The 24271-nt window shown below is 68.6% G+C and carries 20 protein-coding genes; 9 read left to right on the forward strand and 11 right to left on the reverse strand.

Going from position 1 to position 24271, the window contains the following annotated elements:
- Positions 1-7 precede the first annotated feature (7 nt).
- The gene (locus A3OM_RS0101000) at positions 8-823 is read right to left on the reverse strand and encodes a methyltransferase domain-containing protein (RefSeq protein WP_245257751.1); all 816 of its coding nucleotides are present in this window, start codon (positions 821-823) and stop codon (positions 8-10) included.
- 312 nt (positions 824-1135) lie between these two features.
- On the opposite strand from A3OM_RS0101000, the gene A3OM_RS0101005 reads away from it, so the two are divergent.
- The gene (locus A3OM_RS0101005; RefSeq protein WP_018041868.1) at positions 1136-2227 is read left to right on the forward strand and encodes an adenylate/guanylate cyclase domain-containing protein; all 1092 of its coding nucleotides are present in this window, start codon (positions 1136-1138) and stop codon (positions 2225-2227) included.
- A complete protein-coding gene (locus A3OM_RS0101010) occupies positions 2224-2706 on the forward strand; it encodes a YaiI/YqxD family protein (RefSeq protein WP_018041869.1) in 483 nt (160 codons plus the stop codon). The genes A3OM_RS0101005 and A3OM_RS0101010 overlap by 4 nt, the downstream gene beginning before the upstream one ends.
- A gap of 45 nt (positions 2707-2751) precedes the next feature.
- On the opposite strand, the gene A3OM_RS0101015 is transcribed toward A3OM_RS0101010, so the two are convergent.
- Together A3OM_RS0101015 and A3OM_RS0101020 are read right to left on the reverse strand one after the other, a co-directional pair.
- Positions 2752-3699 carry an HD domain-containing phosphohydrolase gene (locus A3OM_RS0101015; protein WP_018041870.1) on the reverse strand — a complete coding sequence of 316 codons (948 nt, stop codon included), beginning with the start codon at positions 3697-3699 and terminating at the stop codon, positions 2752-2754.
- 236 nt (positions 3700-3935) lie between these two features.
- A complete protein-coding gene (locus A3OM_RS0101020; RefSeq protein ID WP_018041871.1) occupies positions 3936-5267 on the reverse strand; it encodes an NAD(P)/FAD-dependent oxidoreductase in 1332 nt (443 codons plus the stop codon).
- Between the two features lie 275 nt (positions 5268-5542).
- Between A3OM_RS0101020 and A3OM_RS0101025 the strand changes: the two genes are divergently transcribed.
- A complete protein-coding gene (locus tag A3OM_RS0101025) occupies positions 5543-6259 on the forward strand; it encodes a sulfate transporter family protein (RefSeq protein ID WP_018041872.1) in 717 nt (238 codons plus the stop codon).
- Between the two features lie 12 nt (positions 6260-6271).
- Here A3OM_RS0101025 and A3OM_RS0101030 read toward each other — a convergent pair whose 3' ends face one another.
- A complete protein-coding gene (locus A3OM_RS0101030; protein WP_018041873.1) occupies positions 6272-7429 on the reverse strand; it encodes a complex I NDUFA9 subunit family protein in 1158 nt (385 codons plus the stop codon).
- A gap of 538 nt (positions 7430-7967) precedes the next feature.
- Between A3OM_RS0101030 and sfnG the strand changes: the two genes are divergently transcribed.
- The 3 genes from sfnG (at position 7968) to gltX (ending at position 12053) form a co-directional block, all read left to right on the forward strand.
- Positions 7968-9077, forward strand: a complete 1110-nt coding sequence (gene sfnG, locus A3OM_RS0101035) for a dimethylsulfone monooxygenase SfnG (protein ID WP_018041874.1) — start codon at positions 7968-7970, stop codon at positions 9075-9077.
- Between the two features lie 305 nt (positions 9078-9382).
- Positions 9383-10633 carry an SfnB family sulfur acquisition oxidoreductase gene (locus A3OM_RS0101040; protein WP_018041875.1) on the forward strand — a complete coding sequence of 417 codons (1251 nt, stop codon included), beginning with the start codon at positions 9383-9385 and terminating at the stop codon, positions 10631-10633.
- Positions 10634-10706: 73 nt separating this feature from the next.
- A complete protein-coding gene (gene gltX, locus A3OM_RS0101045) occupies positions 10707-12053 on the forward strand; it encodes a glutamate--tRNA ligase (RefSeq protein ID WP_018041876.1) in 1347 nt (448 codons plus the stop codon).
- A gap of 282 nt (positions 12054-12335) precedes the next feature.
- On the opposite strand, the gene A3OM_RS0101050 is transcribed toward gltX, so the two are convergent.
- Positions 12336-14033, reverse strand: a complete 1698-nt coding sequence (locus A3OM_RS0101050; protein ID WP_018041877.1) for a methyl-accepting chemotaxis protein — start codon at positions 14031-14033, stop codon at positions 12336-12338.
- A gap of 358 nt (positions 14034-14391) precedes the next feature.
- A complete protein-coding gene (locus A3OM_RS0101055) occupies positions 14392-15303 on the reverse strand; it encodes a LysR family transcriptional regulator (RefSeq protein WP_018041878.1) in 912 nt (303 codons plus the stop codon).
- A gap of 121 nt (positions 15304-15424) precedes the next feature.
- On the opposite strand from A3OM_RS0101055, the gene A3OM_RS0101060 reads away from it, so the two are divergent.
- Together A3OM_RS0101060 and A3OM_RS0101065 are read left to right on the forward strand one after the other, a co-directional pair.
- On the forward strand, positions 15425-16285 hold the full coding sequence (locus A3OM_RS0101060; RefSeq protein WP_018041879.1) for a DMT family transporter: 861 nt from the start codon (positions 15425-15427) through the stop codon (positions 16283-16285).
- Positions 16278-16724: a DMT family transporter gene (locus tag A3OM_RS0101065; RefSeq protein ID WP_018041880.1), complete on the forward strand. Its 447-nt coding sequence runs from the start codon at positions 16278-16280 to the stop codon at positions 16722-16724. The genes A3OM_RS0101060 and A3OM_RS0101065 overlap by 8 nt, the downstream gene beginning before the upstream one ends.
- Before the next feature lie 3 nt (positions 16725-16727).
- On the opposite strand, the gene A3OM_RS0101070 is transcribed toward A3OM_RS0101065, so the two are convergent.
- The 4 genes from A3OM_RS0101070 to A3OM_RS0101085 all read right to left on the reverse strand — a co-directional run bounded on the left by A3OM_RS0101070 (position 16728) and on the right by A3OM_RS0101085 (position 22852).
- The gene (locus A3OM_RS0101070) at positions 16728-17999 is read right to left on the reverse strand and encodes a hemolysin family protein (protein WP_018041881.1); all 1272 of its coding nucleotides are present in this window, start codon (positions 17997-17999) and stop codon (positions 16728-16730) included.
- 125 nt (positions 18000-18124) lie between these two features.
- Positions 18125-19354 (reverse strand): MFS transporter, encoded by a 1230-nt coding sequence (locus tag A3OM_RS0101075; protein WP_018041882.1) that lies wholly within the window; start codon positions 19352-19354, stop codon positions 18125-18127.
- A 149-nt stretch (positions 19355-19503) separates the two neighbouring features.
- Positions 19504-21615, reverse strand: coding sequence for an OmpA family protein (locus A3OM_RS0101080; RefSeq protein WP_018041883.1), 2112 nt, complete (start codon positions 21613-21615; stop codon positions 19504-19506).
- Between the two features lie 226 nt (positions 21616-21841).
- Positions 21842-22852 carry a DUF2865 domain-containing protein gene (locus A3OM_RS0101085; protein ID WP_018041884.1) on the reverse strand — a complete coding sequence of 337 codons (1011 nt, stop codon included), beginning with the start codon at positions 22850-22852 and terminating at the stop codon, positions 21842-21844.
- Positions 22853-23003: 151 nt separating this feature from the next.
- Here A3OM_RS0101085 and A3OM_RS0101090 point away from each other — a divergent pair, with 151 nt between their 5' ends.
- The gene (locus tag A3OM_RS0101090; protein WP_085984238.1) at positions 23004-23540 is read left to right on the forward strand and encodes a CreA family protein; all 537 of its coding nucleotides are present in this window, start codon (positions 23004-23006) and stop codon (positions 23538-23540) included.
- Positions 23541-23607: 67 nt separating this feature from the next.
- On the opposite strand, the gene A3OM_RS0101095 is transcribed toward A3OM_RS0101090, so the two are convergent.
- On the reverse strand, positions 23608-23949 hold the full coding sequence (locus A3OM_RS0101095; protein ID WP_018041886.1) for a hypothetical protein: 342 nt from the start codon (positions 23947-23949) through the stop codon (positions 23608-23610).
- Between the last annotated feature and the right edge of the window lie 322 nt (positions 23950-24271).

Genomic DNA, 24271 nt, shown 5'->3' on the forward strand with positions numbered 1-24271 from the left:
GGGGTGGTCATTTGCGCGCGATGACGAAGGCGAAGCTCGTGAAGGTCCGCCAGTCCCGGCTCCGGGCGAGGCGGGTGAACGCGTCGTCGATCTGGCGCAGGCCGGGCAGCTTGTGGAAGTAGCTGTAGCCGTAGAACGGCAGCACGACGATCTCGCGAAAGCCGATCTCCTTCAGGAGCGGCACGATCGCCGCCTCGCTGCCCCGGCAGTAATTGTAATGCGCCGGGAATTTCGGGTTGCCGCCATCGTCCCTGCGGTCCGGGAACAGGGTGTGGAGCACGGCGCGCGACAGGGCCTCCGGCATGAGCTGGTTGGCGACGAAGGGCGGGGCGAACAGGGTTGGAAAGAAGCTCAGCGCCGCGCCGCCCGGCGCGAGGAGGCCATGGATGTTGCGCCACATCTGCGCCACGTCCGGCACGTGCTCCATCACCATCGAGCAATAGGCGAAGTCGAACCGGTTTCGGCCGATGGTGTCGAGGGTGGAAGGCGAGGCGATGTCGCAGCAGAGTTTCGAGAATTCGGGCGGCGCGAGGTCGAGTTCCTTCTGCGAGATGTCGTTGATCGTCACCCTGATCCCATGCCGGACCAGTTCCGGCGGCTGGAAGACCGGGTCGCGCCCGCCGCCGATCTCGAGATGGTCGCGAAGGCCGTACTCGTTGGTGAGGGCGACGATCGTGTTCTTGTAGTTCTCCCAGCTCCAGTTCCAGTCCGGCGAATAGCCGAGGTCGCGCGTGATGGCGCGGATGTCGCGCGGGGCGACCAGCGGGCGTATGGCCGGCGTCCCGGAAGCGGTCGGGTCTGAGTTCGCACTGGTCATGCTCATCGCGATGCGCGCCTTCTGAAGCGGTTGAGCCGCATTGCAGCGGTGAGGGCTGCCTGTCTGACAACGAGCCTAAAGCGTACCCGGTTACGGAGATCTCACGGTCTTCCGGGCGGCCAATGAATTTCGAGGGCAGGCTTAACGGCCCATGGCCTTAATCGCGCCATCATGGACCGTTGTTCAGGGTGGGCCGGTCGTCTCGGCGCGGTTCCTCGTCCGCGCCCTCCGACGATGGCCTTCCGAAGGATGCCACGCCTTGCTTCTCCCCGCGCGCCGCCATCGTCTTCGTGACGAGCCAGACCGGGGTGGTGTCTGATGCTGCCGCCGCACCGCTGGTTCTGGATCCTCATTCTCGTCGCCTGCAGCGGCGCCGGGCTCCTCTACGACCTGCTGTTCGCCAACGGTGCCTCGCCGCTGGCCGGGGTGATCTATGGCCTCGCGGTGGGGTCGACCACCCTCGCCTTCGACCGTGGACTGATCTTCGGCGGCCTTCAGGCGCGCCTGCGCCAGTTGCCGGCCAAGATCTACGTGCTCACGGCCGAGCTCGCCTATGTCCTGATGATCGCCAGCGGCATCGCGCTCGGCGGCCTCGTCGTCTGGGCACTCGGCCTGACCGGGGACGCGCTCAGGGACGCCGTCAAGATCACCCCGCGGGTCCTCGCCTATTCGCTGGCGGTGTCGGCGATGCTCGTCTTCGTGATCCGCATGCGCGATCTCATCGGCGGCGAGGTGTTCGTGAACTTCCTCGTCGGCCGCTATCATCGGCCGGTGCGCGAGGACCGCATCTTCCTCTTCCTCGACGTCGTCGGCTCCACCGCCTTCGCCGAGACCCATGGCGACCTCAAGGCCCAGGCCTATCTCGGCGCGGTCTTCGCCGCCCTCGCCGAGCCCGTGCGCCGCAATCACGGCTCCACCGACGATTACATCGGCGACATGGCCATGATCACCTGGCCGATGGAGCGGGGCCTCAAGGACGCCCGCTGCGTCGCCTGCGTGTTCGACGTCCTCGACAGGATCGAGGCCGAGGCAGCGGCCTGGCAAGCCCGTTTCGGTGTGGTGCCCCGCCTGCGGGCGGCGCTGCATGGCGGCTCCATCGTCACGGCGGAAGTCGGGGTCGACCGGCACAAGATCGCGTATTTCGGCGACACGGTGAACGTGACCTCGCGGATCGAGGCCCTGTGCCGGCCCCTGGGCACCGAGATCCTGATCTCGGATGATCTCCTCGCACGCCTGCCGCGCCTGCCCGAGGGTATTCATGCCCGCTCGCTCGGCGCCCATGCCCTGCGCGGCCGGGGCCAGCCCCTCGCGGTCTCGACCCTGGAGCGCACGGCTCCGGCGCTCGAGGTGAGCGAGGGCGGACGGACCGTGACCGCGCCCTCGGCCGTGCCCTTGGCGGCGTCCGCATGAACGAGCCGGCCGCCGACCGTTCGATCGTCGTCTTCATCGATGCCGATGCCTGCCCGGTGAAGGACGAGACCTACCGGGTCGCCGGCCGCTACGGCCTGCATGTCTACGTGGTGGCGAACAGCTTCATCACCCTGCCGCGCGAGCCCTGGATCGAGCGCGTCGTCGTCAGCGACGGTTTCGACGCCGCCGACGACTGGATCGCGGAACGGGCGAGACCGGGTTCGGTCGTCGTCACCTCGGACGTGCCGCTCGCCAGCCGCTGCGTGAAGGCGGGCGCCGAGGTCCTGGCACCCAACGGAAAGCCCTTCAGCGAGAGCGGCATCGGTCTCGCTCTGGCCACCCGCAACCTGATGCAGGATCTGCGCGAGGCGGGCACGGTCACGGGCGGCCCGCGACCCTTCTCGGCCCGGGACCGCTCCGCCTATCTCGGCGCGCTCGACCGGACCGTCGTGCGGCTCAAGCGGGGCGGCTTCGGCTGACCTTCGCCCTGTCCCGAGCCGCGTCCGGGATTCGTTTCGGCTTCGTCACGAGCCGTTCCCCATGGCCTCGCCGAAGGACTGGACCAGCCTGTCCTCCAGCCGACCCTTCATGTCCGAGAGGATCGCCATGGCGACGGCGTTCGGCATGGCCGGCTTGTAGGCGCGTTTCTCGGTCAGGGCGGAGTAGATGTCGCAGATCGTCATCAGCCGCACGGTGTCGCCGATGGAATCCCCACTGAGCCGGTCGGGATAGCCCGAACCGTCGAGCATCTCGTGGTGATGCCGAACGGCGCCGAGGGTGAGGGCATCGCAGCCGGATTCCTTCAGCTTCTCGTAGCCGATGACCGGATGCGTGCGCATGATCGCCATCTCGGCATCGTCGAGCCGGCCAGGCTTGTTGAGGATCTCCAGCGGAATCCGGGCTTTCCCGAGGTCGTGGAGCAAGGCGGCACGGACGAAGTGATGTCGGTCGCTGGCCGAGAAGCCGAGGTGAAGCGAGAACTTGGCGGCCACGCCCGCCACCAGAAGGCAGTGCTGATAGGTGGCGTCGTCATGCGTCCAGACCCGGTCGAGCCAACGGGTCAACCCACCTTCGCGAACCGCCGCGATGATCGGTTCGAGGCTGGCATCGACCCGCGTCAGGGAGACCGGATCGTTCGACCGCGCCACGTCGAACAGGCGGGTCAGGACTTCGGTGGCCCGAGCCACGCCGCGCTCGATGCTCCGGGCCGGCCTCTCGGCGCGGTTCTGGATCACCTGCGTCATCATCGTGCGGGCGACCATGACGGGGTTCGTCAGAGCCGAGAGGCAGCAGGTCGCACCGAGATTCCTGGCATTGCGCATGCCGATCTCGCTCATGTTCCGAAGGAGGCAGATGACGGGAACGTCCGCGATCCTCAGCCGTGCGAAGGCCCGGCGCATGGCGGAGGCGGCGTCGCGCCGGTCGAGGGTCACATCCGACACCGCACCGATGGGCACGGACTTCAAGTCCATTGCCGCATCGAATCTCATGACCTTGCAGTCCGCCACGAGGCTCAGCTCGTGTCGCAACAATTCACTGCTGTCGGGCCGATCCGTAATGAGAATGACTGTCCCATCTAACATTCGGAGTAAGCCTGAGGTCCCACGATTTCGGCATGTTCGTGATAAATTGGAAATATGGAAGGAAGCTTAATCCAATCTCCGGGTGGATTACTACCATCGGGATGTGGCATTTGTCAGGCTCGGCGTTACTGTTCGCGCAACTTGAGATAAGTCTGAACGACATGCGCAGCCTCCGCGGCCGCTCTCATGCCTTCTTGATAGGCTCCGCCGGCGGTTCCCCATTGCAGGCGGGACAGCGCCTCTCCGGCGAACCAGACCTTGTCGGCCAGCGGGGCCTGTAGCTGTCCGCGTGCCGGAGCGTGTCCGGGCGGGACGACGGCCCATGAACCGAGCGACCAGGGGTCGTGGCGCCATTCGCTGATCGCCGGAATGGCGAGGTCGTGCAGGGCGCTGTGGCCGAGATGCTCCGCCAGGACGGCGCGGACGAGGCGGCGGGTGGTATCCGGGTGCCTGCCCCGTGCATCGAGGGCCCGGATCATCGGCGTGTCGAGTTCGAAGAAGTGGAACGGCGTCCCGTCCACGCGGGTGAGCAGTCCGGGGGGCTTGTGGCGTCCGCCGACCAGGGCGGCGAGGCGGTCGCGACCGAGGAACGGCGCGGAGGGCCAGTGCAGCACGGCGTGTTCGTAGATCCCGCTGGAGAATCCGTCGATGGCCGCGCGCGTCTCGGGCGGCAGGGACGGGGTGAAGAGCGGCGCGGCGCGCAGCACCATCATCGGGATCGTCACGATCACCGCCTTGGCCCGCCGCACCGATCCGTCCGCCGTCTCGACGGTGACGCCCGCGCCCGACCAGTCGATGCGCACCACCGGCGTGTTCAGCGCGATGGGCAGCCCCTGCGCCAGGCGGGCGAGATAGCCGCCGAAGCCGCCGGCGATGAAACGGTTGTCGCCGTATTCCATGCTGGGAAAATCATGGAGTGAGATGTCCGTCAGGGGGCGACCCGACACGAGGCCGTGGACGAGGGCGATGCGCTCGGCCCAGGGGCCGAGGCCGGGTGGGAGTGCGCTCGAAGCCGGGCGGTCGGGGCCGCTGAACCCGGCCTGGGTTGTCAGGGCGCGATCCGCCACCGAAAAGGCGCGGGCATGGGCGGCGGCCTCGGCCGGGCGCCCCTTCCGCCCGGATACCAGCAGATGCCCCTCCTGCGCGGCGATCCTCAAGGGTTCGCCCCGGATCTCGCCCAGGCGCACCAGCGGGTTGATCGGGCCGGCATGGAGCCAGTGCCCGCCGAGATCCACTGGATGGCCCCGCAGCATCGTGGTGATCAGCCGCCCGCCGACCCTGTCGCGCGCCTCCAGCACGGCCACGGAGATGCTGCGCTCCATGAGCGTCCGCGCCGCGGCGATCCCGGCGGCACCCGCGCCGACGACGATCACATCCGCGTGGTCGGGCAGTGGCGCGAGGCGCGGGGCGATGCTCGGCCGGAAATGCGCGTGGGCGGGACGGGGTGTCGGCATCATGCGGTGGGCAGGCATCCGGGAGGGCGGGTCGTGATGGGCCGAAGGGCCGGTAGAGTGACCCGCGAGTCTCTACCGACGGTTACGGGAGAAGGGATCGCACGCTCTCAAACGTCGCCGATCTCTTGCAGGAACGCGCGGCAGCGGCAAAAAGGTTCAGCGCGGTACGGCCGGCCGGGGTTGCGCCGCAACGCCGGCGCCGCCAGAACCCGGCGCTGACGGCGGCTCCCGGACGGGGGCTCGCCCGCCCTCGCGCGGAACTCAAGGATTCGGGCGCCATGCTCATTCAGGCGGCCTACGCTGCGGTCAAGCAGGTGCTCTCGCCGCCCCTGCGCGCCATCCTGTGGAAGTCGCTGGCCCTGACCCTCGGGCTCCTCGTCCTGATCTGGGCCGGCCTCACCAAGGCGATCGACTGGTTCCTCGCGAACCATCACCTGTCGGCGAGCTACCCTTTCCTCGATACCCTGGCGGTGTTCTTCGCCGGCGCCGGCCTGTTCATCGGCCTCGCCTACGTCATGCCGGCGGTCTCGATCCTGGTGGCGGGCTACTTCCTCGACGATGCCGCCGCCATCGTGGAGCGCACCGACTTTCCCCAAGACGCGCCGGGCACGGCGCTGCCGATCGGATCGGCGATGCTCTACGCCCTGCGCTTCGCGGGCCTCGCCCTGCTGGTGAACCTCGTGGCGCTGATCCTGTTCTTCGTGCCGGGCGTGAACCTCGTGGCGTTCTTCCTCGCCAACACCTACCTGCTCGGGCGCGAGTATTTCGAACTCGCCGCCGGGCGCTTCCGGCCCATGCAGGAAGCGGGCGCCATGCGCCGCCATTTCGGCCTGACCACCATGACCGCCGGTGCCATGCTGGCGGGCCTGATGGTGGTCCCCGTCCTCAACCTGCTGACGCCGCTCTTCGGCATCGCCCTGATGGTCCATGTCCACAAGGGGTTGAGCCGCAAGGCTGCCCTGGCCGAACCGGATGTGCGCAAGCGGATCGGTTGAGCGCGGCCCGCCTCAGCCCCGCGTCCCCCACCGCACGCCCATCCGGCTCGGGGCCGTCGCGTCGGGGCCGATCGGAGGACCGCTCGGGCGTGTGACCGGCGGGGATGACGGCTCCGCGGCCTCCTCCTCGGAGATGGTGATCGTCTCCTTGGCGAACTGGCCGGCCTTGCGGAAGGTCCAGAGATAGCCCGGCACGACGGCCGCCATGGCGGTGGGCAGGATGCCGAGGCCGTCGAGGGTCCGCCCCTCTGCCTTGGCCGCCTCCGAGACCACGTTGTCGGTCTGCAGCAGGGTGACCTGGTCGCGCGTGAGCTTGAGGCTGTCCGGCAGAAGGCCGAGGCTCAGGGTGTCCACGGTCTCGATCACACGGGCCTGCAGCATGGCGAGGGGCTTGGGCAGGTCGACCACGAGGCGGCGGCGCATGGTGGTCTTGAGCATGTAGCGGACGAGGGCGTCGAGGGTCTCGATTTCGGGACCGCCCAGTTCGAACACCCGGCCCGCCTCGGCCTGTCCGTCAACCGCGCGGGCGACCGCCTCGGCCACGTCGCCGACGAAGACCGGCTGGAAGCGCGTGCCGGCGCCGGCCAGGGGCAGGACCGGGAGTACGCGGGCGAGCGACGCGAAGCGGTTGAAGAAGCTGTCGCCGGGGCCGAAGACCAGGGAGGGGCGCAGGATCACCGAGCGGGGCTGGGCCGCCAGGACGTTCGCCTCGCCCAAGGCCTTGGAGCGGGCGTATTCGGACCCGGACGTCTCGTCCGCCCCGATGGCCGAGACATGGACGACCGGCGCGCCGACGCTTGCCGCCGCGCGAGCGATCTCGCCCGCCCCCTCGGCCTGGAGGCCCAGGAAGCTCTGCTTGCCGCTCTCCTGCAGGATGCCCACGAGGTTCACCACCACGTCGGCGCCCTCCACCGCCCGGGCGATGGAATCGGGGTAGCGCAGGTTCGCCTGGACGGCGACGATCTGCCCGACCTTGCCCAGCGGCTGCAGGAAGAGCGCGAGGTCGGGGCGGCGGACGGCGACGCGGATGCGATAGCCGCGCTTGGCCAGCGCCCGCACCACATGGCGCCCGAGGAAGCCGGAGCCGCCGAAGACGGTGACGAGCTGCGATGACGGACGCGGCAAGGACGGTCCGGCGAAAGGAGAGGTCGAAGCGTCGAAGCCGGTCATCGCCTGGGTTCCACCTGTCATCCGAGATGCCCCGCCATGCCCCGTTCGGGGCGGGGCGGAGCCCGTATCCGTCACCATCGAGCGTCTCTCACACGACTCCCCTGCGCAGTCGTGCTCCGCACGAGAAACGACCGTGACCGGGAGTGTGTGAAGCCCTCCGAGTGCGGGGATTACCATCGCTGGCGCATCGATAGCTAGGGCCGTTTGCCGCCGTGCGGGAGGCTCCGGTGACCGGGAAAGGTCGACGCCCGGGAAAATCTCGCGGACCGGCCCTTCCGAGATGCCGCGCCCCCGCCGATCCCGGTCCTGCCGGAACACGATCGTGTCGTTCGAGGCCGGTTTGCCGGAAGATTGTCCCGACATGGCGCAAGAAAAGGTATTTCTCTTCCTTTGACTATGCCTCGTCTTCGTAAGACATTCGGCACACCAAAGCTATAACGCAAGCTTAGCTTCGTCGTATGCTTGATATCATAATGTATTCACTTGCGGTCGCGGCGTCGACTGGGCCGCACGATGTCTCGAATTCGCGGATAGATGCATGACTCTCCCGAACCATTTCGCCCCGGAGCCGATCCGTTTTGCCTATTGGGTGCCCAACGTGTCCGGCGGCCTCGTCATCAGCAAGATCGAGCAGCGCACCAGCTGGGATGCCGACTACAACCGCAAGCTCGCCCAGATCGCGGAGGCGGCGGGGTTCGACTACGCCCTGACGCAGATTCGCTTCACCGCCGGCTACGGCGCCGAGTTCCAGCACGAATCGGTGGCGTTCAGCCACGCCCTGCTGGCGGTGACCACGAAGCTCAAGGTCATCGCCGCGCTTCTGCCCGGCCCTTGGAACCCGACCATCGCCGCCAAGCAGATCGCCACGATCAGCCAGCTCACCAACGGGCGCATCGCCATCAACGTCGTGTCGGGCTGGTTCTCCGGCGAGTTCCGCGCCATCGGCGAGCCCTGGCTCGACCATGACGAGCGTTATCGCCGTTCCGAGGAGTTCATCCGCTCGCTTCGCGGGATCTGGACCCAGGACGACTTCACCTTCCGCGGCGATTTCTACCGCTACACCAACTACACGCTGAAGCCGAAGCCGGCCGACCCGCAGCCCGAGATCTTCCAGGGTGGCTCCTCCCGCGCCGCGCGCGACATGGCCGCCCGCGTCTCCGATTGGTACTTCACCAACGGCAACACCCCGGAGGGCATCCGCGCGCAGGTGGACGACATCCAGGCCAAGGCCTCGGCCAACGGGCATTCGGTGAAGGTCGGCGTCAACGCCTTCGTCATCGCCCGCGACACCGAGGAAGAGGCCCGCGCCGTCCTCCAGGAGATCATCGACAACGCCGATCCCGATGCGGTGAAGGCCTTCGGCCACGAGGTGAAGAACGCCGGCAAGGCCTCCCCGGAAGGGGAGGGCAACTGGGCGAAATCGAGCTTCGAAGACCTCGTCCAGTACAATGACGGCTTCAAGACCAACCTGATCGGCACGCCCGACCAGATCGCCGAGCGCATCGTCGCCCTGAAGGATGCCGGCGTCGACCTCGCCCTCCTCGCCTTCCTGCACTTCCAGGAGGACGTCGCTTATTTCGGTGCCCACATCATCCCGAAGGTGAGGGCGCTGGAGGCCGCGCGCGAGCGCCGGGCCGAGGCCGCCTGAGCGGCCTCTTTCAACGCCCGCTGACGAGAGCCGCGCATTCCCCTCTCCCCGCGCGCGGGGAGAGGGCCGCGACGACCTCGTCGTCGGCGCGGCGAGGCGGCAGCCGACGGTGAGGGGGCTCGTCCGGATGAGACTCCTTCGGAATCGCCCCCTCACCCTCGCTTCGGCTTCGCCTCCGCTTGCCTCGCCCCCGACGAGGGGGGCTCGGCCCTCTCCCCGCGGGCGGGGAGAGGGGGGATCCGGCCGAGGTCTTCAAACGCCCGTTCAAACCAGCCCATCGTCTGCCCGGTACCCTGGAGCCATCCATGAACATCGCCGTCAGCGCCCAGTCGCTCGAAACCGCCCGGGGCGCGCCGCCGGTTCCCCGTCCGGCATCCCCCGCCCATGTCATCCGCGACGATGCCGAGGCGATCCGCGTCGCCCATGGCCTCGCCAGGGAGTTCCGCGAGGGCGCGTCCGAACGCGACCGGACCAACCGGCGGCCCTATGCCGAGCTCGACGCGTTCTCGCAGAGCGGGCTCTGGTCGATCAACGTGCCCAAGGCCTTCGGCGGGCCGGAGGTCTCCTACAAGACCCTGGCACAGGTCGTCGCGATCATCTCGGCGGCGGACCCCTCGATCGGCCAGATCTCTCAGAACCATCTCGGCATCGTGGCGGCGATCCGCACGGTGTCCGACCCCGATCAGCAGGCGCTGCTGTTCGGCGAGGTCCTGAAGGGCACCCGCTTCGGCAATGCCTTTTCGGAGATCGGCACGCCGCGCGCCACCGACTTCAAGACCCACTTCATCGATCACGGCGACCACGTCATCGTGCGCGGCAAGAAGTTCTATTCCACGGGGGCATTGCTCGCCCATCTCGTCCCCATCGTCGCCCTCGATGGCGAGGGCCGCGCCTGGTACGCCATCGCCGACAGGGGCGCGCCCGGCCTCACCGTCATCGACGACTGGTCGGCCTTCGGCCAGCGGACGACGGCGAGCGGCACCGTTCTCATCGACGACGTCCGGGTGCCCAAGACCCATCTCGTCCCGGCCTGGAAGGGCTACGAGCAGCCACGCTCGGACGGCGCCGTGTTCCAGATCATCCAGGCGGCGGTGGATGCCGGCATCGCCCGCGAGGCCATCGACGACACCATCGCCTTCGTCCGCACCAAGACCCGCCCCTGGGTCGATAGCGGCCAGGACCGCGCCTCCGACGACCCCTACACGATCCAGGCCATCGGCGAGCTGACGATCCGGCTCCATGCGGCCGAGGCCATCCTCGACAGGGCCGGCCTGGCGCTGGACGAGGCGGTCGCCAACCCGAGTGCCGAAACGGTGGCTGCGGCCCAGCTCGCGGTGGCCGAATCGAAGGTGCTCACCACCGAGATCGCCGTGCAGGCGAGCAGCAAGCTGTTCGAGCTCGCCGGCACCCGCTCGACCCTGGCCGAGAGCAACCTCGACCGGCACTGGCGCAACGCCCGCACCCACACCCTCCACGACCCGGTGCGCTGGAAATACGCGATCATCGGCAACCACGCCCTCAACGGGGTGAACCCGCCGTTCCACGCCTGGAGCTGACGGGCCCGTCTGAACTGACAGTCTCTCGGGGCCGACAGTCCCCAGACACTCGAAAATCGGCTAGAGGGCAGGCATGACATCTGCCCCTCTCGTCCGCTTCGCGCCCTCGCCCACGGGGTATCTCCATATCGGCAATGCCCGTCCGGCGCTTTTGAACGCCTTGTTCGCGCGGGCGCATGGCGGGCGCTTCCTGTTGCGCCTCGACGACACCGACCGGGAACGCTCGACGGAGGAGTTCGCCAAAGCCATCGAGGAGGATCTCGCCTGGCTCGGTATCGTCCCCGATCTCTTCGTCCGCCAGTCGGACCGCTCCGCCATCCACGACGCGGCGGCCGAGCGGTTGAAGGCGGCGGGCCGGCTCTATCCCTGCTACGAGACGCAGGAGGAACTCGAGCGTCGACGCCGGCGCCAGCTCGGCCGTGGCCAGCCGCCGATCTACGACCGCGCCGCGCTCAGCCTCACCGATGACGAGCGCGCGGCTTTGGAGGCCGAGGGACGCACGCCCCATTGGCGCTTCAAGCTCGATGCCCGCACCGTCGCCTGGGACGATCTCGTGCGCGGGCCGGCGCATGTGGATTGCGCCTCCCTCTCGGACCCGGTGCTGATCCGCGCCGATGGCAGCTACCTCTACACGCTGCCCTCCGTGGTGGACGATGCCGAAATGGGGATCACCCATGTGATCCGCGGCGAGGACCACGTCACCAATACCGGCGTGCAGGTGCAGATCTTCGAGGCCCTGGATCAGCCGGTGCCGATCTTCGGCCACCACAATCTGCTCACCACCGCCGACGGCGAAGGTCTGTCGAAGCGCCTCGGCCACCTCTCGCTGAGGGGCCTGCGGGAGGCGGGCTACGAGCCCGGCGCCGTGCGCTCGCTCGCCGTGCTCACCGGCTCGGCCGAGGCGGTGCGCGCGGTGCCTGGCCTCGACGACCTCGCTGCCCTGGTCGATCTCTCCCACATCTCGCGGGCGCCGGCGAAGTTCGACCCGCAGGAGCTCGACGGGCTCAATGCCCGCCTGATCCACGCCATGCCCTATGACGAGGCGCGCGAACGCCTCCTCGCCCTGGGCATCCCGGAGGCGCGGGCGGAAGCGTTCTGGGCGGTGATCCAGCCCAACCTCACCAAGGTCGGGGACGCCGCCGAATGGTGGCGGATCGTGGCCGGGGAGGTGACTCCCATCATCACGGATGCGGGCTTCGCCGCCGCCGCCCTGGACGTGCTGCCGCCCGAGCCCTGGGACGGTCAGACCTGGAAGGCCTGGACCAATGCGGTGAAGGAGCGGACCGGCGCCAAGGGCAAGGCCCTGTTCATGCCCCTCCGCCTCGCGGTGACAGGGCTGGAGCACGGGCCGGACCTCTCGGGCCTGCTGCCCCTCATCGGCCGGGACATCGTGGCGGCGCGGCTCGGCGGTCGAGACTGAAGGCCTCGGCCCGAAAAGCGGATTCCGACTTTCAGACCAAGAGGCGCTGATCCCGACCGATGGTCGTCCTCAGCGGGTTCGGCGGACGGCCGCCGCCGCGCAGTCGTGCGGGCAGCCGACGATAAGTTCCCCTCATCGTCGGCCGGTATCAGACCGATGCCGGCCGGCCTCATTCCCCTCCGGTCGATCGCTTCGGTCAGTATGGCCGGAGCAGGCGCCCTTTCCTTCCAAGAGAGGGGGGGCGCGCTCGCCGGGCAGCGAATGCAGCAGCCGGAGACGGCCTCAGGCCGCGCGCACGGTGTCGAGGAAGCGGCGGACCTCGCCGTTCAGGTGTTCGGACTGGCGCGAGAGTTCGCCCGCCGCCCCGAGCACCTGGGACGCGGCGGCCCCCGTCTCCTCGGCGGCCCCCGCGACGCCGGAGATGTTGCTCGTCACTTCGCTCGTTCCCGTCGCGGCCTGGGCCACGTTGCGGACGATCTCCTGGGTCGCGGCCCCCTGCTGCTCCACCGCCGCGGCGATGGTGGTCGCCACCGAATCGATCTCGCGGATGCGGGACGTGATGGAGGCAATGGCTGACACCGCCTCGCCGGTGGCACCCTGGATCTGGGCGATCTGGCTGGAGATCTCCTCGGTGGCCCGCGCCGTCTGGCTGGCCAGTTCCTTGACCTCCGTGGCCACCACGGCAAAGCCCCGGCCGGCTTCCCCCGCCCGCGCCGCCTCGATGGTGGCGTTGAGGGCAAGAAGGTTGGTCTGGGCGGCGATGTTCGAGATCAGGCCGACGACGTCGCCGACGCGGGAGGCCGCCTGGGACAGGGTCTGCACCAGGGCCGCCGTCCGGTCGGCTTCCGTCACGGCACCCTGGGCGAGATCGGCCGACCCGCTGACCTGCCGTCCGATCTCCTGCACGGAGACGCCGAGCTCCTCCGCCGCTGCCGCCACGGTGTTGACGTTGGTGGCGGCTTCCTCGGCGGCGGCCGCCACAGTCATGGACTGGCTCGCCGTCTGCGTGGCGGTGGAGGTCATGGTCTGGGCGGTGGCCTGGAGTTCGGTGGCCGAAGCCGAGACCATCTCAATGATGCCGCCAACGGCGCCTTCGAAGCTGTCGGCCATCGCGATCATCGTGCGCTTCCGTTCCGCCTGCGCGGCGTCCTCGGCGATGCGCCGGATGTCGGCTTCCTCGGCGGCCTTCCGGGCGACCATGGCCTTGATCTCTTCCACGGCCTTGCCCACCGCGCCGATCTCGTCGCCGCGCTTGGCCTCCTCGATCTCGGCGTCGATGTCGCCTTGCGCCATCCGCTGCAGGACCGAGACGAGATGGCCCAGCGGGCGGGTGATGCCGAACGTGACGATGAGGCCGGCCAGGATCGCGGCGGCGGTGAGGCCGATGGCCGCGATGGCGATCAGGCTCCGGACGGTATCGGTCACCTGCGCTTCCAGAGCCAGCTTGCCCGCCTGCATTTCCTCCGTGATTCGCTGGGTGCGCTGCCCGATGAATCCGTTCAGCTTGTTCCGTGCCGGCTGGGCTTCCTGCTGGACGATCTGTAGCGACCTGGGTGTCTCGCCTTGCATAGCGAGCGCAGTCGCGCGGTGGACAACGGCAAAATATGATTCGGTCATCTGCCGAAGATCCTGGCCAATCTTGCGACGCTCCGGCGTTTCGGCCAGCTGGATCAATTTGTCGACAGACTCGAACGTCTCCTTCTCCGCCTGTTCATACCGCTGCTTGTAATCGGACATTTTATCCTTGTCGGTCACCAAGAGGATATTGCGGCTCAGGAGAGCTGCTTCGCCGAGTTTGATCTGAATCCGCAGATAGGTCTCCTGCCGGACACTCAGAATTTCCGCGTAATACTTCGTCTGTTCCGCGACGCTGTTCAGGGTGATGCGGGAATAGACCACCAACCCAATAGCCATCAGGCCCATCAGGGCCAGCGGGATGGCGATCTTCAGCATCACGCTGGCTTGCCTGACGACCTTCATCTCAAACCCCGGATTGATATGCGCTCAGGCGCAGCAGAATGCGAAGCAAGATTACAAGAGATCGTCTAAAGATAAGCTTAAGCGCGCATCTGTGGGCAAGCGATTTGTCGCCGGCCGTATCCATCAAGCAAGTGAGAAGGAATCACTGTGTCAATCGGCAGGATTATGCCGGATATCAAGACCGGGATATGTCGTGACTTGGGTCCGACGCGAGCGATCTTGTCGTTCGGGCGAACGTCACCGAGCTAAGCTCTCGATATGGGGTCGCTCATGGGGGAGCCTGCAAGGAGGCGAAGCGTTCCGTCCCGCCGACTGTCTTCAGCCAGGTTGCCCCGTCCCGATCCAGCGCGGCTCGGGTTCAGTCGCCTCCGCCCACCGCCTTCGGCAGGAGTGCGTCCCGTTCCCGGAGGAGATGTCCCACGAGCCGTTCCGCCGCCCGGCCCGGCGGTCGTCCCGCAGGGCGGATCAGCATCGTCTCGATGGGCAGGCGCGGCCGGAACGGTCGCAGCACGATGGGTAGGCCGCCGAGGTCGCGGGCGGGAAGGGGATCGACGATGGCGATCCCGAGCCCTTCGGCCACGAGGCCGCAGCGCGCGGACGTATACTGCGCCATGAGGCCGAAGCGCGGGGCGATGCCGGCCGCCGCGAAGGCCGCTTCGATCGCCTGCTGGAACACCCCGGTTCCACCCGCGATCAGGGGCTCGTCGGCGAGATCGCCCACCTCGATCGCCCGCCTGGCCGTGAGGGAATGCCCCCGGGGCAGGGCGCAGACCGCATCGATGGCGAGGAAGGGCTCGCCGATCACGCCCGCATAGCCGGACCGGGGCCGCACCAGGCCGAGATCGCATTGACCGGAGGCGGCCCAGGACCAGATCGTCTCCGGCGCCGGCACATGGACCGCGACCCGGACGCCCGGTAACTCCTCGCTCAACCGCCGGATCGCCCGCGGCAGCAGCCGCGAGGCCAGGGACGGTTGGCAGGCGATGCGCAGCGGCCCCGTGCCGAGGTCGCGGATCTGGCGGGCCGCCTGGGACAGGTGGTCGAGCCCCGCATAGGTCCGCTCCACCTCACGGGCGAAAGCTTCACCCTCCTGCGTCGGCACGGCGCTGCCATGTCCACGCACGAACAGCGCGAAGCCGAGATCGGCCTCGAGCTGCGCCATCGCGCGGCTGACATGGGGTTGCCCGATGCCAAGGGCGGCAGCGGCCCGCGTCATCCCACCATGGCGCAGCACGGCGCGGAAAACATCGAGATGAGCTGGGTTCATCATGCCTGTTTCGCATGGATATTGAAGGAATCGGTATTTGACGACATGGGCGCGGGATGATTGTCAAGGCGCCCGAGCCGGGTCCCATTCGATCCCGCGACACCAACCGGGATGAGACGACGCGATGCAACGGATTACGGCGGGATGGGGCAGCGGCCTCCTGGGCGTCATCATCTTCAGCGCCTCGCTGCCGGCGACGCGGGTGGCGGTCGGCGGGTTCACGCCGCTCTTCCTGACCTCGGCGCGGGCGGTGATCGCGGCCCTGCTCGGCGCGACTATGCTGTTCGCTCTGCGGCAGAAGCGTCCCGAAAGATCCGATCTCGCGTCACTGGCCATCGTGGCCGTGGGTGTCGTGGTCGGTTTCCCCCTCCTGACGGCGCTGGCGCTCCAGCACATCACGTCGGCTCATTCCATCGTCTTCATCGGCCTGCTGCCGCTCGCCACCGCCATCTTCGGCGTGATCCGGGGCGGAGAGCGTCCGAGCCCGGCCTTCTGGCTGTTCTCCGGCATCGGCAGTCTCACGGTGGCGGGCTTCGCGCTGTTCCAAAGCGGGGGCGGCTCGCTCACGGGCGACCTCCTGATGGTGGCCGCGATCGTGCTGTGCGGCCTCGGCTACGCGGAGGGCGCCACCCTGTCGCGCCGGCTCGGGGGATGGCAGGTCATCTCCTGGGCCCTGCTCCTGTCCCTACCGGTCATGGCTGCCATCGCCCTCGTGAACCTGCCCCCGGCCTGGAGCGGCATCGGCCTGCCGGCCTGGATCGGCCTCGCCTACGTCTCGGTCTTCAGCATGCTGGTGGGGTTCGTGTTCTGGTATCGCGGGCTGGCCCTGGGGGGGATCGCCGGCGTCGGGCAGCTCCAGCTGCTGCAGCCGTTCTTCGGCCTGGCTCTCGCGGGCCTGCTGCTCCACGAGCCCGTCGACCCGAGCATGCTGGCGGTGACCGGCATCGTCGTTCTCTGCGTGGCGGGGGCCAAGCGCTATGCCTGAACACCTCCTCCTCACGGCCCTGGCCCTGGCGGCCGGGGCCAGCGTCGTCACGCAACAGGTTCTCAACGCCAATCTCAGGGCGGCTCTCGGTTCGGCGGCATGGTCCGGCTTCGTCAGTTATGCCCTTGGCCTGGGCTGCATGGCGGTGTTGGCCGTCGTCCTGCGCGATCCCCTGCCGTCCCTCGGGGTCGCAGCGCGCATCCCATGGTGGGGCTGGAGCGGCGGGGTGTTCGGAGCCCTGTTCATCGGGCTCTCCATCGTCCTCGTACCGAAGCTCGGGGCCGCCACCTTTATCGCGCTCCTCGTCACCGGGCAGATGCTCGCATCGGTGACGGCCGACCATTTCGGCTGGCTCGGCCTCGTCCAGCGCTCCCTCGACATGCCGCGCCTCGCCGGCATCGCGCTCCTGATCGGCGGCGTCATCCTGATCCGGCGATGATGTTCAGGCGATCCGCGACACCAGGATCTTGTCCACCCGGCGCCCGTCGAGATCCACCACCTCGAAGCGCCAGCCGGCGATGTCGCAGGTCTCGCCGGTCTCCGGCAGGCGCTGCAGCTTGGCGATGACGAGGCCGGCGGCGGTCTCGTAGTCGCGGCTCGATTCGAGCTTGATGCCGAGCTGGTCGGCCATCTCGTCCACCGGCATCCAGCCGGCGATGAGCCAGGACCCGTCCTGGCGCTGCACCGCCTCGGGTTCCGAATCCTCCGAATGGAACGCGCCCGCGATGGCGTCGAGGATGTCGGCCGGGGTCACGAGCCCGTCGAAATGGCCATACTCGTCGTGGACCAGCGCCATCGGAACGTCGGCCGCCTGGAGGGCGGTGAGCGCGTCGAGGGCGTCGAGGGTGTCGGGGAGCACCGGGGCGCTGCGGATATAGGCGCGCAGGTCGAACCGTTCGTTCTCGATGAGCGCTTTGACCAGTTCGCGCACCTGCACGACGCCGAGCATGTTGTCCGGGTTGCCCTCGCCGACCGGGATGCGCGAATGCGGGCTCGAGACCAGCATGGCGCGGATCTCCTCCGGCGCCTTGTCGAGGTCGATCCAGTGCACGTCGGTGCGCGGGGTCATGACGCCCCGCACGGCGCGGTCGCCGAGGCGCAGAACGCCGGCGATCATCTTGCGCTCGTCGGTCTCGATCACCCCCGCCGTCTCGGCCTCCGCCACGATGGTGCGGATCTCCTCTTCGGTCACCGCGCTGGCGCTGGAGGCTTCCTGGCCGACCAGCCGGAACACCGCGCGGGTCGAGGCGTCGAGGAGCCAGACCGCCGGAAGCGCGATCCGCGAGATCAGCCGCATCGGCCGGGCGACGAAACAGGCGATGCCCTCAGGGTCGCGCAGGGCCACGTGCTTGGGCACGAGTTCGCCGATGATCACCGACAGATAGGTGATGATGGCGATGACGATCCCGTAGCCGAGGGGATCGGCCACGGGTTTCGACAGGCCCGCCTCGAACAGGATCTCGGTGAGGCGTTCGCCGAGCGCCGCGCCGGAGACGGCGCCGGACAGGATGCCGACGAGGGTGATTCCGATCTGGACGGCGGAGAGGAAACGTCCCGGATCTTCGGCGAGGGTCAGTGCCGCCTGGGCACCGGGCCGGCGCGCCTCCACCATCATCCGCAGCCGGGACTTCCGCGACGAGACGACGGCGAGTTCGGACAGCGCGAAGGCCCCGTTGAGGGCGATCAGGGCGACGGCGACGGCGAGCTCGAACACGTTCGGTTCCGTAAGCCGGAGCCGCTTGGACCAAGCGTGCCGGACTTCCTAGTTTGCGGCGATCGCTCGCCTGTCGCTCCGGTGAGCGACGACGAGCGCCTAGATGGGCTGTCGAACCGGGCTGGTCAACGGTCGGGGTCGGACGATGGACCCGGAACGAGGGGGGGCAGGCGCGAAAGTCGGAGCGCGATGGCCAATGCCAGACCGTAGAGGGCGCCGAAGAAGGCGACGACCCCCGACCATCCCGCATGTTCGAAGAACCAGCCCCCGGCCGTGCCGAGCACCGACGACCCGAGGTAATACAGGCACAGATAGACCGAGGAGGCCTGCGCCCGGTCGCGCAGGGCGCGCCGCCCGATCCAGGAACTCGCCACCGAATGGGCGCCGAAGAAGCTCACCGTGACCACGACGATCCCGGCGATGATGAGGGGAAGGCGCTCGGACAGGGTCATGAGGATGCCCACGAGGCCGAGCAGGATGGCGAGCCACAGCACCCGGCGCCGCCCGAGCCGGCTCGCGATCTCGCCCGTCACCGCCGAGCTGAACGTGCCGGCGAGATAGACCACGAAGATCGCGCCGATGGCCGACTGGCTGAGGTTGTAGGGCGGATCGAGCAGGCGGAAGCCCACGTAATTGTAGACGCTGACGAAGCCGCCCATGAGCAGGAACGCTTCGGCGAAGAGCCAGGGCAGGCCGGGATCGCGGAAATGCTGGCCGAACGTGCCCGGCACCTGACGCCAGCGCATCCGGTTGGCGAGAAAGCGCCGCGACGGCGGCAGGCCGCGCCAGAACAGGATGGCGGCGACGAGCGCCAGGATTCCGATGGTGCCGAGACCCACGCGCCAGGAGGCATGGTCGGTGATGATGCCGGCGATCAGCCGCCCGACCATGCCGCCCATGGCGTTGCCGCCGATGAGGAGCCCCATGGACAGGCCGATGGCGCGGGAATCCATCTCCTCGCTGAGATAGGCCATGGCGACGGCCGGCAGGCCGCTCGCGGCCAACCCCGTGAGCGCGCGCAACGCCAGGAAGCCGTGCCAGCTCGGTACGATCACGGCGATGAGGGTGAGGATCGCCGAGGCGAAGAGGGAGGCGACCATGATCGGCTTGCGCCCCCACACTTCGGAGAGGGGGCTGACCACGAGGAGCGCCAGGGCCAGCATCGCGCAGGGGAGCGACAGCGACAGGCTGCTCTCGGCCGGCGAGACATGGAACTCGTCGGCGAAGACCGGCATCAGCGGCTGCACGCCGTAGAGCACGGCGAAGGTGGAAAAGCCCGCGGCGAACAGAGCGAGGGTGGTCCGACGAAAGATCGGCGTCCCGGCCGTGATCAGGCGGTCGCTCTCCTCGGCCATGCTCGCCGGTCTCCTCGATGTCGCGCGCTCGCGGGAGTGTTGCAGAAGCACGGAACGACGCGGGCCGCACCCCTCTTTCGAGACATGCGGCCCGTGACGTCACGACAATGCGGCCAAGCCGCCTTACTTGCCCGGCTTACTTGCCCCGCTCACTTGGGCGGAGCTTCCGCGGCCTCGCCCTGCTGCTGGATCAGCGGGGTGATGCGGCGCACCGTGACCCGGCGGTTCTCGCGCGAGGCCTCCTGGGTGTTCACCTTGAGGGATTGCTCACCGTAGCCCTGGGTGGTCAGGTTCTCCGGCGGCACCTGGAAGTTCTGGCTGAGCACCGTCGCCACCGACTGGGCGCGGCGATCCGAGAGCGACAGGTTGTCGACCTCGCTGCCCACCGCATCGGTGTATCCCTCAATGAGGAACACTTCCTGCGGGTTGGCCTTCACAGCCTGGTTGATCGCCGCCGCGATGTTGCCGAGCCGCGAGGCCTGGTCGGGCGTCACGTCGAACGATCCGGTATCGAAAGTGATCGTGTCGATGTCGACGCTGCGCATCCGTGCCCTCAGCTGCGGGCTGTAGCGCACCTGATCGAGGGTGTAGCGGCGGTCCACCGCCGCCACCGGCGGAGCGGACAGGGCCTCGTAGACCTGCCGCTCGTCGGCGCCCTCGTAATTCACGACGTAGCGGTCGCGGGGGATGCGGATGTCCGGCGGCGGCAGGTCGATCACGTCCTCGTAGATCGGACGCTGGGGACCGCCGAAGCCGTTGTCGATGATCACGACTTCGCGGCCGTCGCGGAACCGGCGCGAACGGCGCACGAGGCGGCCGTCATCGTCCACCACGGTGACGATCTGGATGCCGCCCGGACGGTCGAGATAGGTGATCGTGTCGCCGCCGCGGCGCTCGCTGCGGTAGGCGCCGCGGTCGAGATAGCGGAAGCGCTCGTTCTCGTCGTGCCGGATGAAGTAATTGTCACGATCCCGCACGATGATGCGGCCGGGCTCGCGGATATAGGTGCGTCCGCCCTCGTTGAACTCACGCCGGTCACGACGGACCTCGTCGTAGCTGCGCACGTCGTTGCCGCGGAAGCCGCCCTCGACATAGCCGGGCCGGCCCGGACGGTTGAAGACGTCGCGGCGGTCCCGCTCGTCCTTGCGCTCGAACGCCTCGCGGCGTTCGCGGTCGCGGCGCTCGATTTCGCCACGCCGCTCGGTGTCGCCCGCCGCCGGGCGGTTGGCGCCGCCGGGCCGGTTGTCATCCGCGCCACGCCTGTCGTCCGGTCCGCGCCGGTCATCCGCGCCACGCCTGTCGTCCGGCCCGCGCCGGTCGTCCGCACCGCGCTTGTCGTCACGGTCATTCTTCTCCTGCGCCTGACCCGGCGGGACGAAGGGCTTACCCGGAACGCCCGGCCGGGTGTTGGGAGCCGGCTTCGCGTCGGGGGCTTTGGTATCGGGTGTCTTAGCATCCGGCGTCTTGGCATCCGGCGTCTTGGCATCCGGCGTCTTTGCATCCGGCTTCTTGGCATCCGGAGTCGCGTCCGGTGCGCCGCGACGGGCGGGGTCGGTCTTGTCGTTCCGGTCCGGCTTCTCGTTCCGGTCCGGCCTGCCCTCACGCTCGGGCTTGTCCCCGCGCTCGGGTTTGGTGCTCGGATCGGGCCTTTCGCCACGCTCGGGCTTGGCGCTTCTGTCCGGCTTTTCGCCGCGGTCGGGCTTGTCGGGCCTGTCCGGCTTTTCGGTCCGGTCCGGCCTGTCGCCACGCTCGGGGCGGGCGGGACGGTCGGGTGTCGCGTCGCGCTCGGGAGCGGCCGGGGCACGCTCGCGCGGGGCCGGAGCCTCCTTCGGTGCCGGCTTGGCGGGAGCGGGATCCGGATTGCGCTCGCGCGCGGCCGGAGGGGTCGGCCGTTCGGCCGGGGCGCGGTCGGGCTTCTCGGGACGATCAGGCCGCTCGGGCCGCTCAACCGGAGCCCGTTCCTGGCGCGGCTCGGGACGTTCGGGACGCTCCGCTCTCTCGGGGCGCTCGGCCCTCTCCGGCCGTTCTGCGCGCTCGGGGCGTTCAGCCCTTTCCGGGCGCTCGGCTCTTTCCGGCCTGGCCGCGCCGCCACGGGGGGCATCGCCGCCTCCGCGCGGGTCGCCGCGCTCGGCTCCCGGACCCGCTTGGGCGAGCAGCATCACGCCCGGCCCGCCTCTGTCGGGGCTGGCCGCAAGGGGGCCCGATAGGATCAAGGCCGGCAACATGGTGCCGGTCAGAAAGAGCAGGCGGAGGTTCCGCATCGATGGTCACTCACAAACGTTGATGTGGCCATCGGAACCGAATGGAGCCGGGATGGTTCCGAATTCATTCCCGGATCGTGCGCCCGCGATCCGCCATCTCGACGCGGAATCGAAGGCGAGCGCGAAGGAAATCCTTCGCCCTCAACCGGTTAGGGGACGTGTCGCCCGGGTCGCTCGTGACATCGCGGCGGGACCGACGATTTCCCTCGCCCGCCGTGAATGTCCGCTAGGGCGCGGCGGCGCGAGCCGGGACCGCGATCATGCTCGGCGCGATGATGCGGATGGCCGCGCGCTCGTCGCGGCCGGTGGCGGACGCTTCCGTGGCCGCCCCGTCGCGAACCACGCCCCCATCGGACAGGATGGCCCCGTTCCGGGTCGCCGCATCGGCGGCGATGGCCGCCACGGTCTTGTCCGCACGGCCCGCGAGGGTGACGCGCACCTTCGGCCGCGACATGGCTTCCGCCTGCATCGGTGTCACGAAGATGTCGCCCTTGTGCCGGACGAGCATGCTCTCGGCCTTCACCAGGGACTGGGCCCAGGTCTGGTTCGCCTTCTTGCACGAGCAGTCCGGCGTGAAGCTCTTCTGGAACTTGAAGGCGTTGGCGAGCGACACGTAGGCCCGGCTGCCCTTGATCGATGCGGCCTGTTTCAGCCCGTCATCGCCATTGGGCATCGAATAGGCCACCGCCTCCGTGCCGGGGCACAGGGCCTGACACAGCTCGTTGGCGCCCTCGCGACCATCGGGCAAATTGTTCATCGGGAAATAGGCGCCGTCGCAGGTCCGGACGCAGACCACCTGCGGCCCGCCCCGTCCGCGCTGCTCACCGACCACGCCCTCGACGATCTTCGGACCGGTCTCGGCGCAGGAGGAGGCGATGGCGGCCGTGAGCTGGCGCCGCCGGGCGGCGGTGACTTCGCCGTTCTCGGCGCCGTAGCCGGCCTGGAGCGCCCGGATACGCTGCTCCACCGCGCCGCATTGCGGCGGGCGCGAATCGAAGAACAGGAACTTGCCGCCTTCGCAGCTCAGGGTCCGGTAATAGGCCTCCAGCCGGCCGATCTCGTTCTGCAGGGCGCGGGCTGTGTTGGCGCCGTCGCTGAGATTCGCGAGTTCGAAGCGGTATCGCTGGCACTGGGCGTTGGGTGCCTGCGCCTGGACGGCTGTCCCGAACGCGATGGCGGCCATGGCGGCGCCGAGCGTTGCGACGAGCTTGCGGATCTGTGGAGGGATCAGCGGCATGACCTGTCAGAAACGGGTGTGAAGCTGGGCGGTTCCGGCCCTCGGGCAGGGTACGGAAGAACGCCTTTGCAAAGGGTGTCTAACCGCCCTCGCCAGAGCGCGACAGTGTTCCCACATGCCCATCGGCAAACTTGAGGGGAATGATGTGATGATGTGTCTTCGGAGTCTCACAAGCCGCGCGGTGGCGGCCGGATTGGCGGCGTTGGTGATGGGCGGGACGGCGGTCCGCGCCGACGACACGGACCGGATCTTCGACAAATCCACGGTGTGGCGTCCGCTCACCCCCAACGACAAGCTGGTGGTCTACGGCATCGACGACCCGGAGGTCTCCGGCATCGCCTGCTGGTACACGCAGCCCGAGAAGGGGGGAATCAAGGGCACGCTCGGCCTCGCCGAGGACGTCTCCGACATCTCCCTCGCCTGCCGGCAGGTCGGCCCGGTATCGTTCAAGAATCCGAAGGACAAGCTCAAGCAGGGCGACGTCGTGTTCAGCGAGCGGCGGTCGCTGATCTTTAAGTCGATGCAGATCGTCCGCGGTTGCGACGCCAAGCGCAACACGCTGATCTACATGGTCTATTCGGACAAGGTGATCCAGGGCTCGCCCAAGAACTCCACCACGGCGGTGCCGCTGATGCCGTGGGGCACCGCCGAGGCGCCGCCCCGCTGCGGCGATTTCTTCAAGGGCTGATCCGGCCCGGGGGCGGCGCCGGCATCGGGCCGGGCCGCCTCGAACGAGCGGGTGTGAGTCCTGCGGATCAGTCCTTGCAGGTGATGCGGATCGGCGGCTCGACGGGCTTCGGCGCGGGCGGCTGGTCGATCGCGCCGGTATAGTCCTCGGGAGCGGCCAGGCCGAAGGAGCCGGCGACGGCGAAGCCTTGCGCCTCGCACCAGGCATCGGCCACCACCTGCCCGCAGGAGCCGCTGCCCGCCACCAGGCATTCGCCGACGCCGTAGCCTTCGCCGGCGGGAATCAGGAACGTCTTCTCTACCTGTGCCGGCGCGCGGGCGGGCTTCTCGCCGTCATCGACGGCCAGGGCGGCGGAGGAAATGAGCGCGAGGGCGCAGAGAGCGCCGAGACCGGCAGCCGAGCGTCGCATGGGCAGTGACCTTGATGACGGGATCCGCGAAAGGCTGGATTCACCGGATGGGAGGATTCGCGTTTGGGAAAATCTCGGCCTCGTCGGTAAACAAATCCTTTCCGGATCGTCGCGACCTTGACCGAAGCTCTCCCGGCGTCGTTCTCGAATTCATCACCGTTTTGGGGTAGCCCAGTTGGTCGGCAGGGTCCGTCGCCTCCGTGCAACACGCAGGGTGCTTGGCGTCCGGCCGATCCGGTCGTCGCAGTTGCGGTGCGCGTGCCTCGCGACTCGTAAAAGTTGATCGGTTCTCGGGATTTAGGGCATGGGGACAGGCGGCATC

The organism is Methylobacterium sp. 88A, from assembly GCF_000376345.1.
GTDB lineage: Bacteria > Pseudomonadota > Alphaproteobacteria > Rhizobiales > Beijerinckiaceae > Methylobacterium > Methylobacterium bullatum.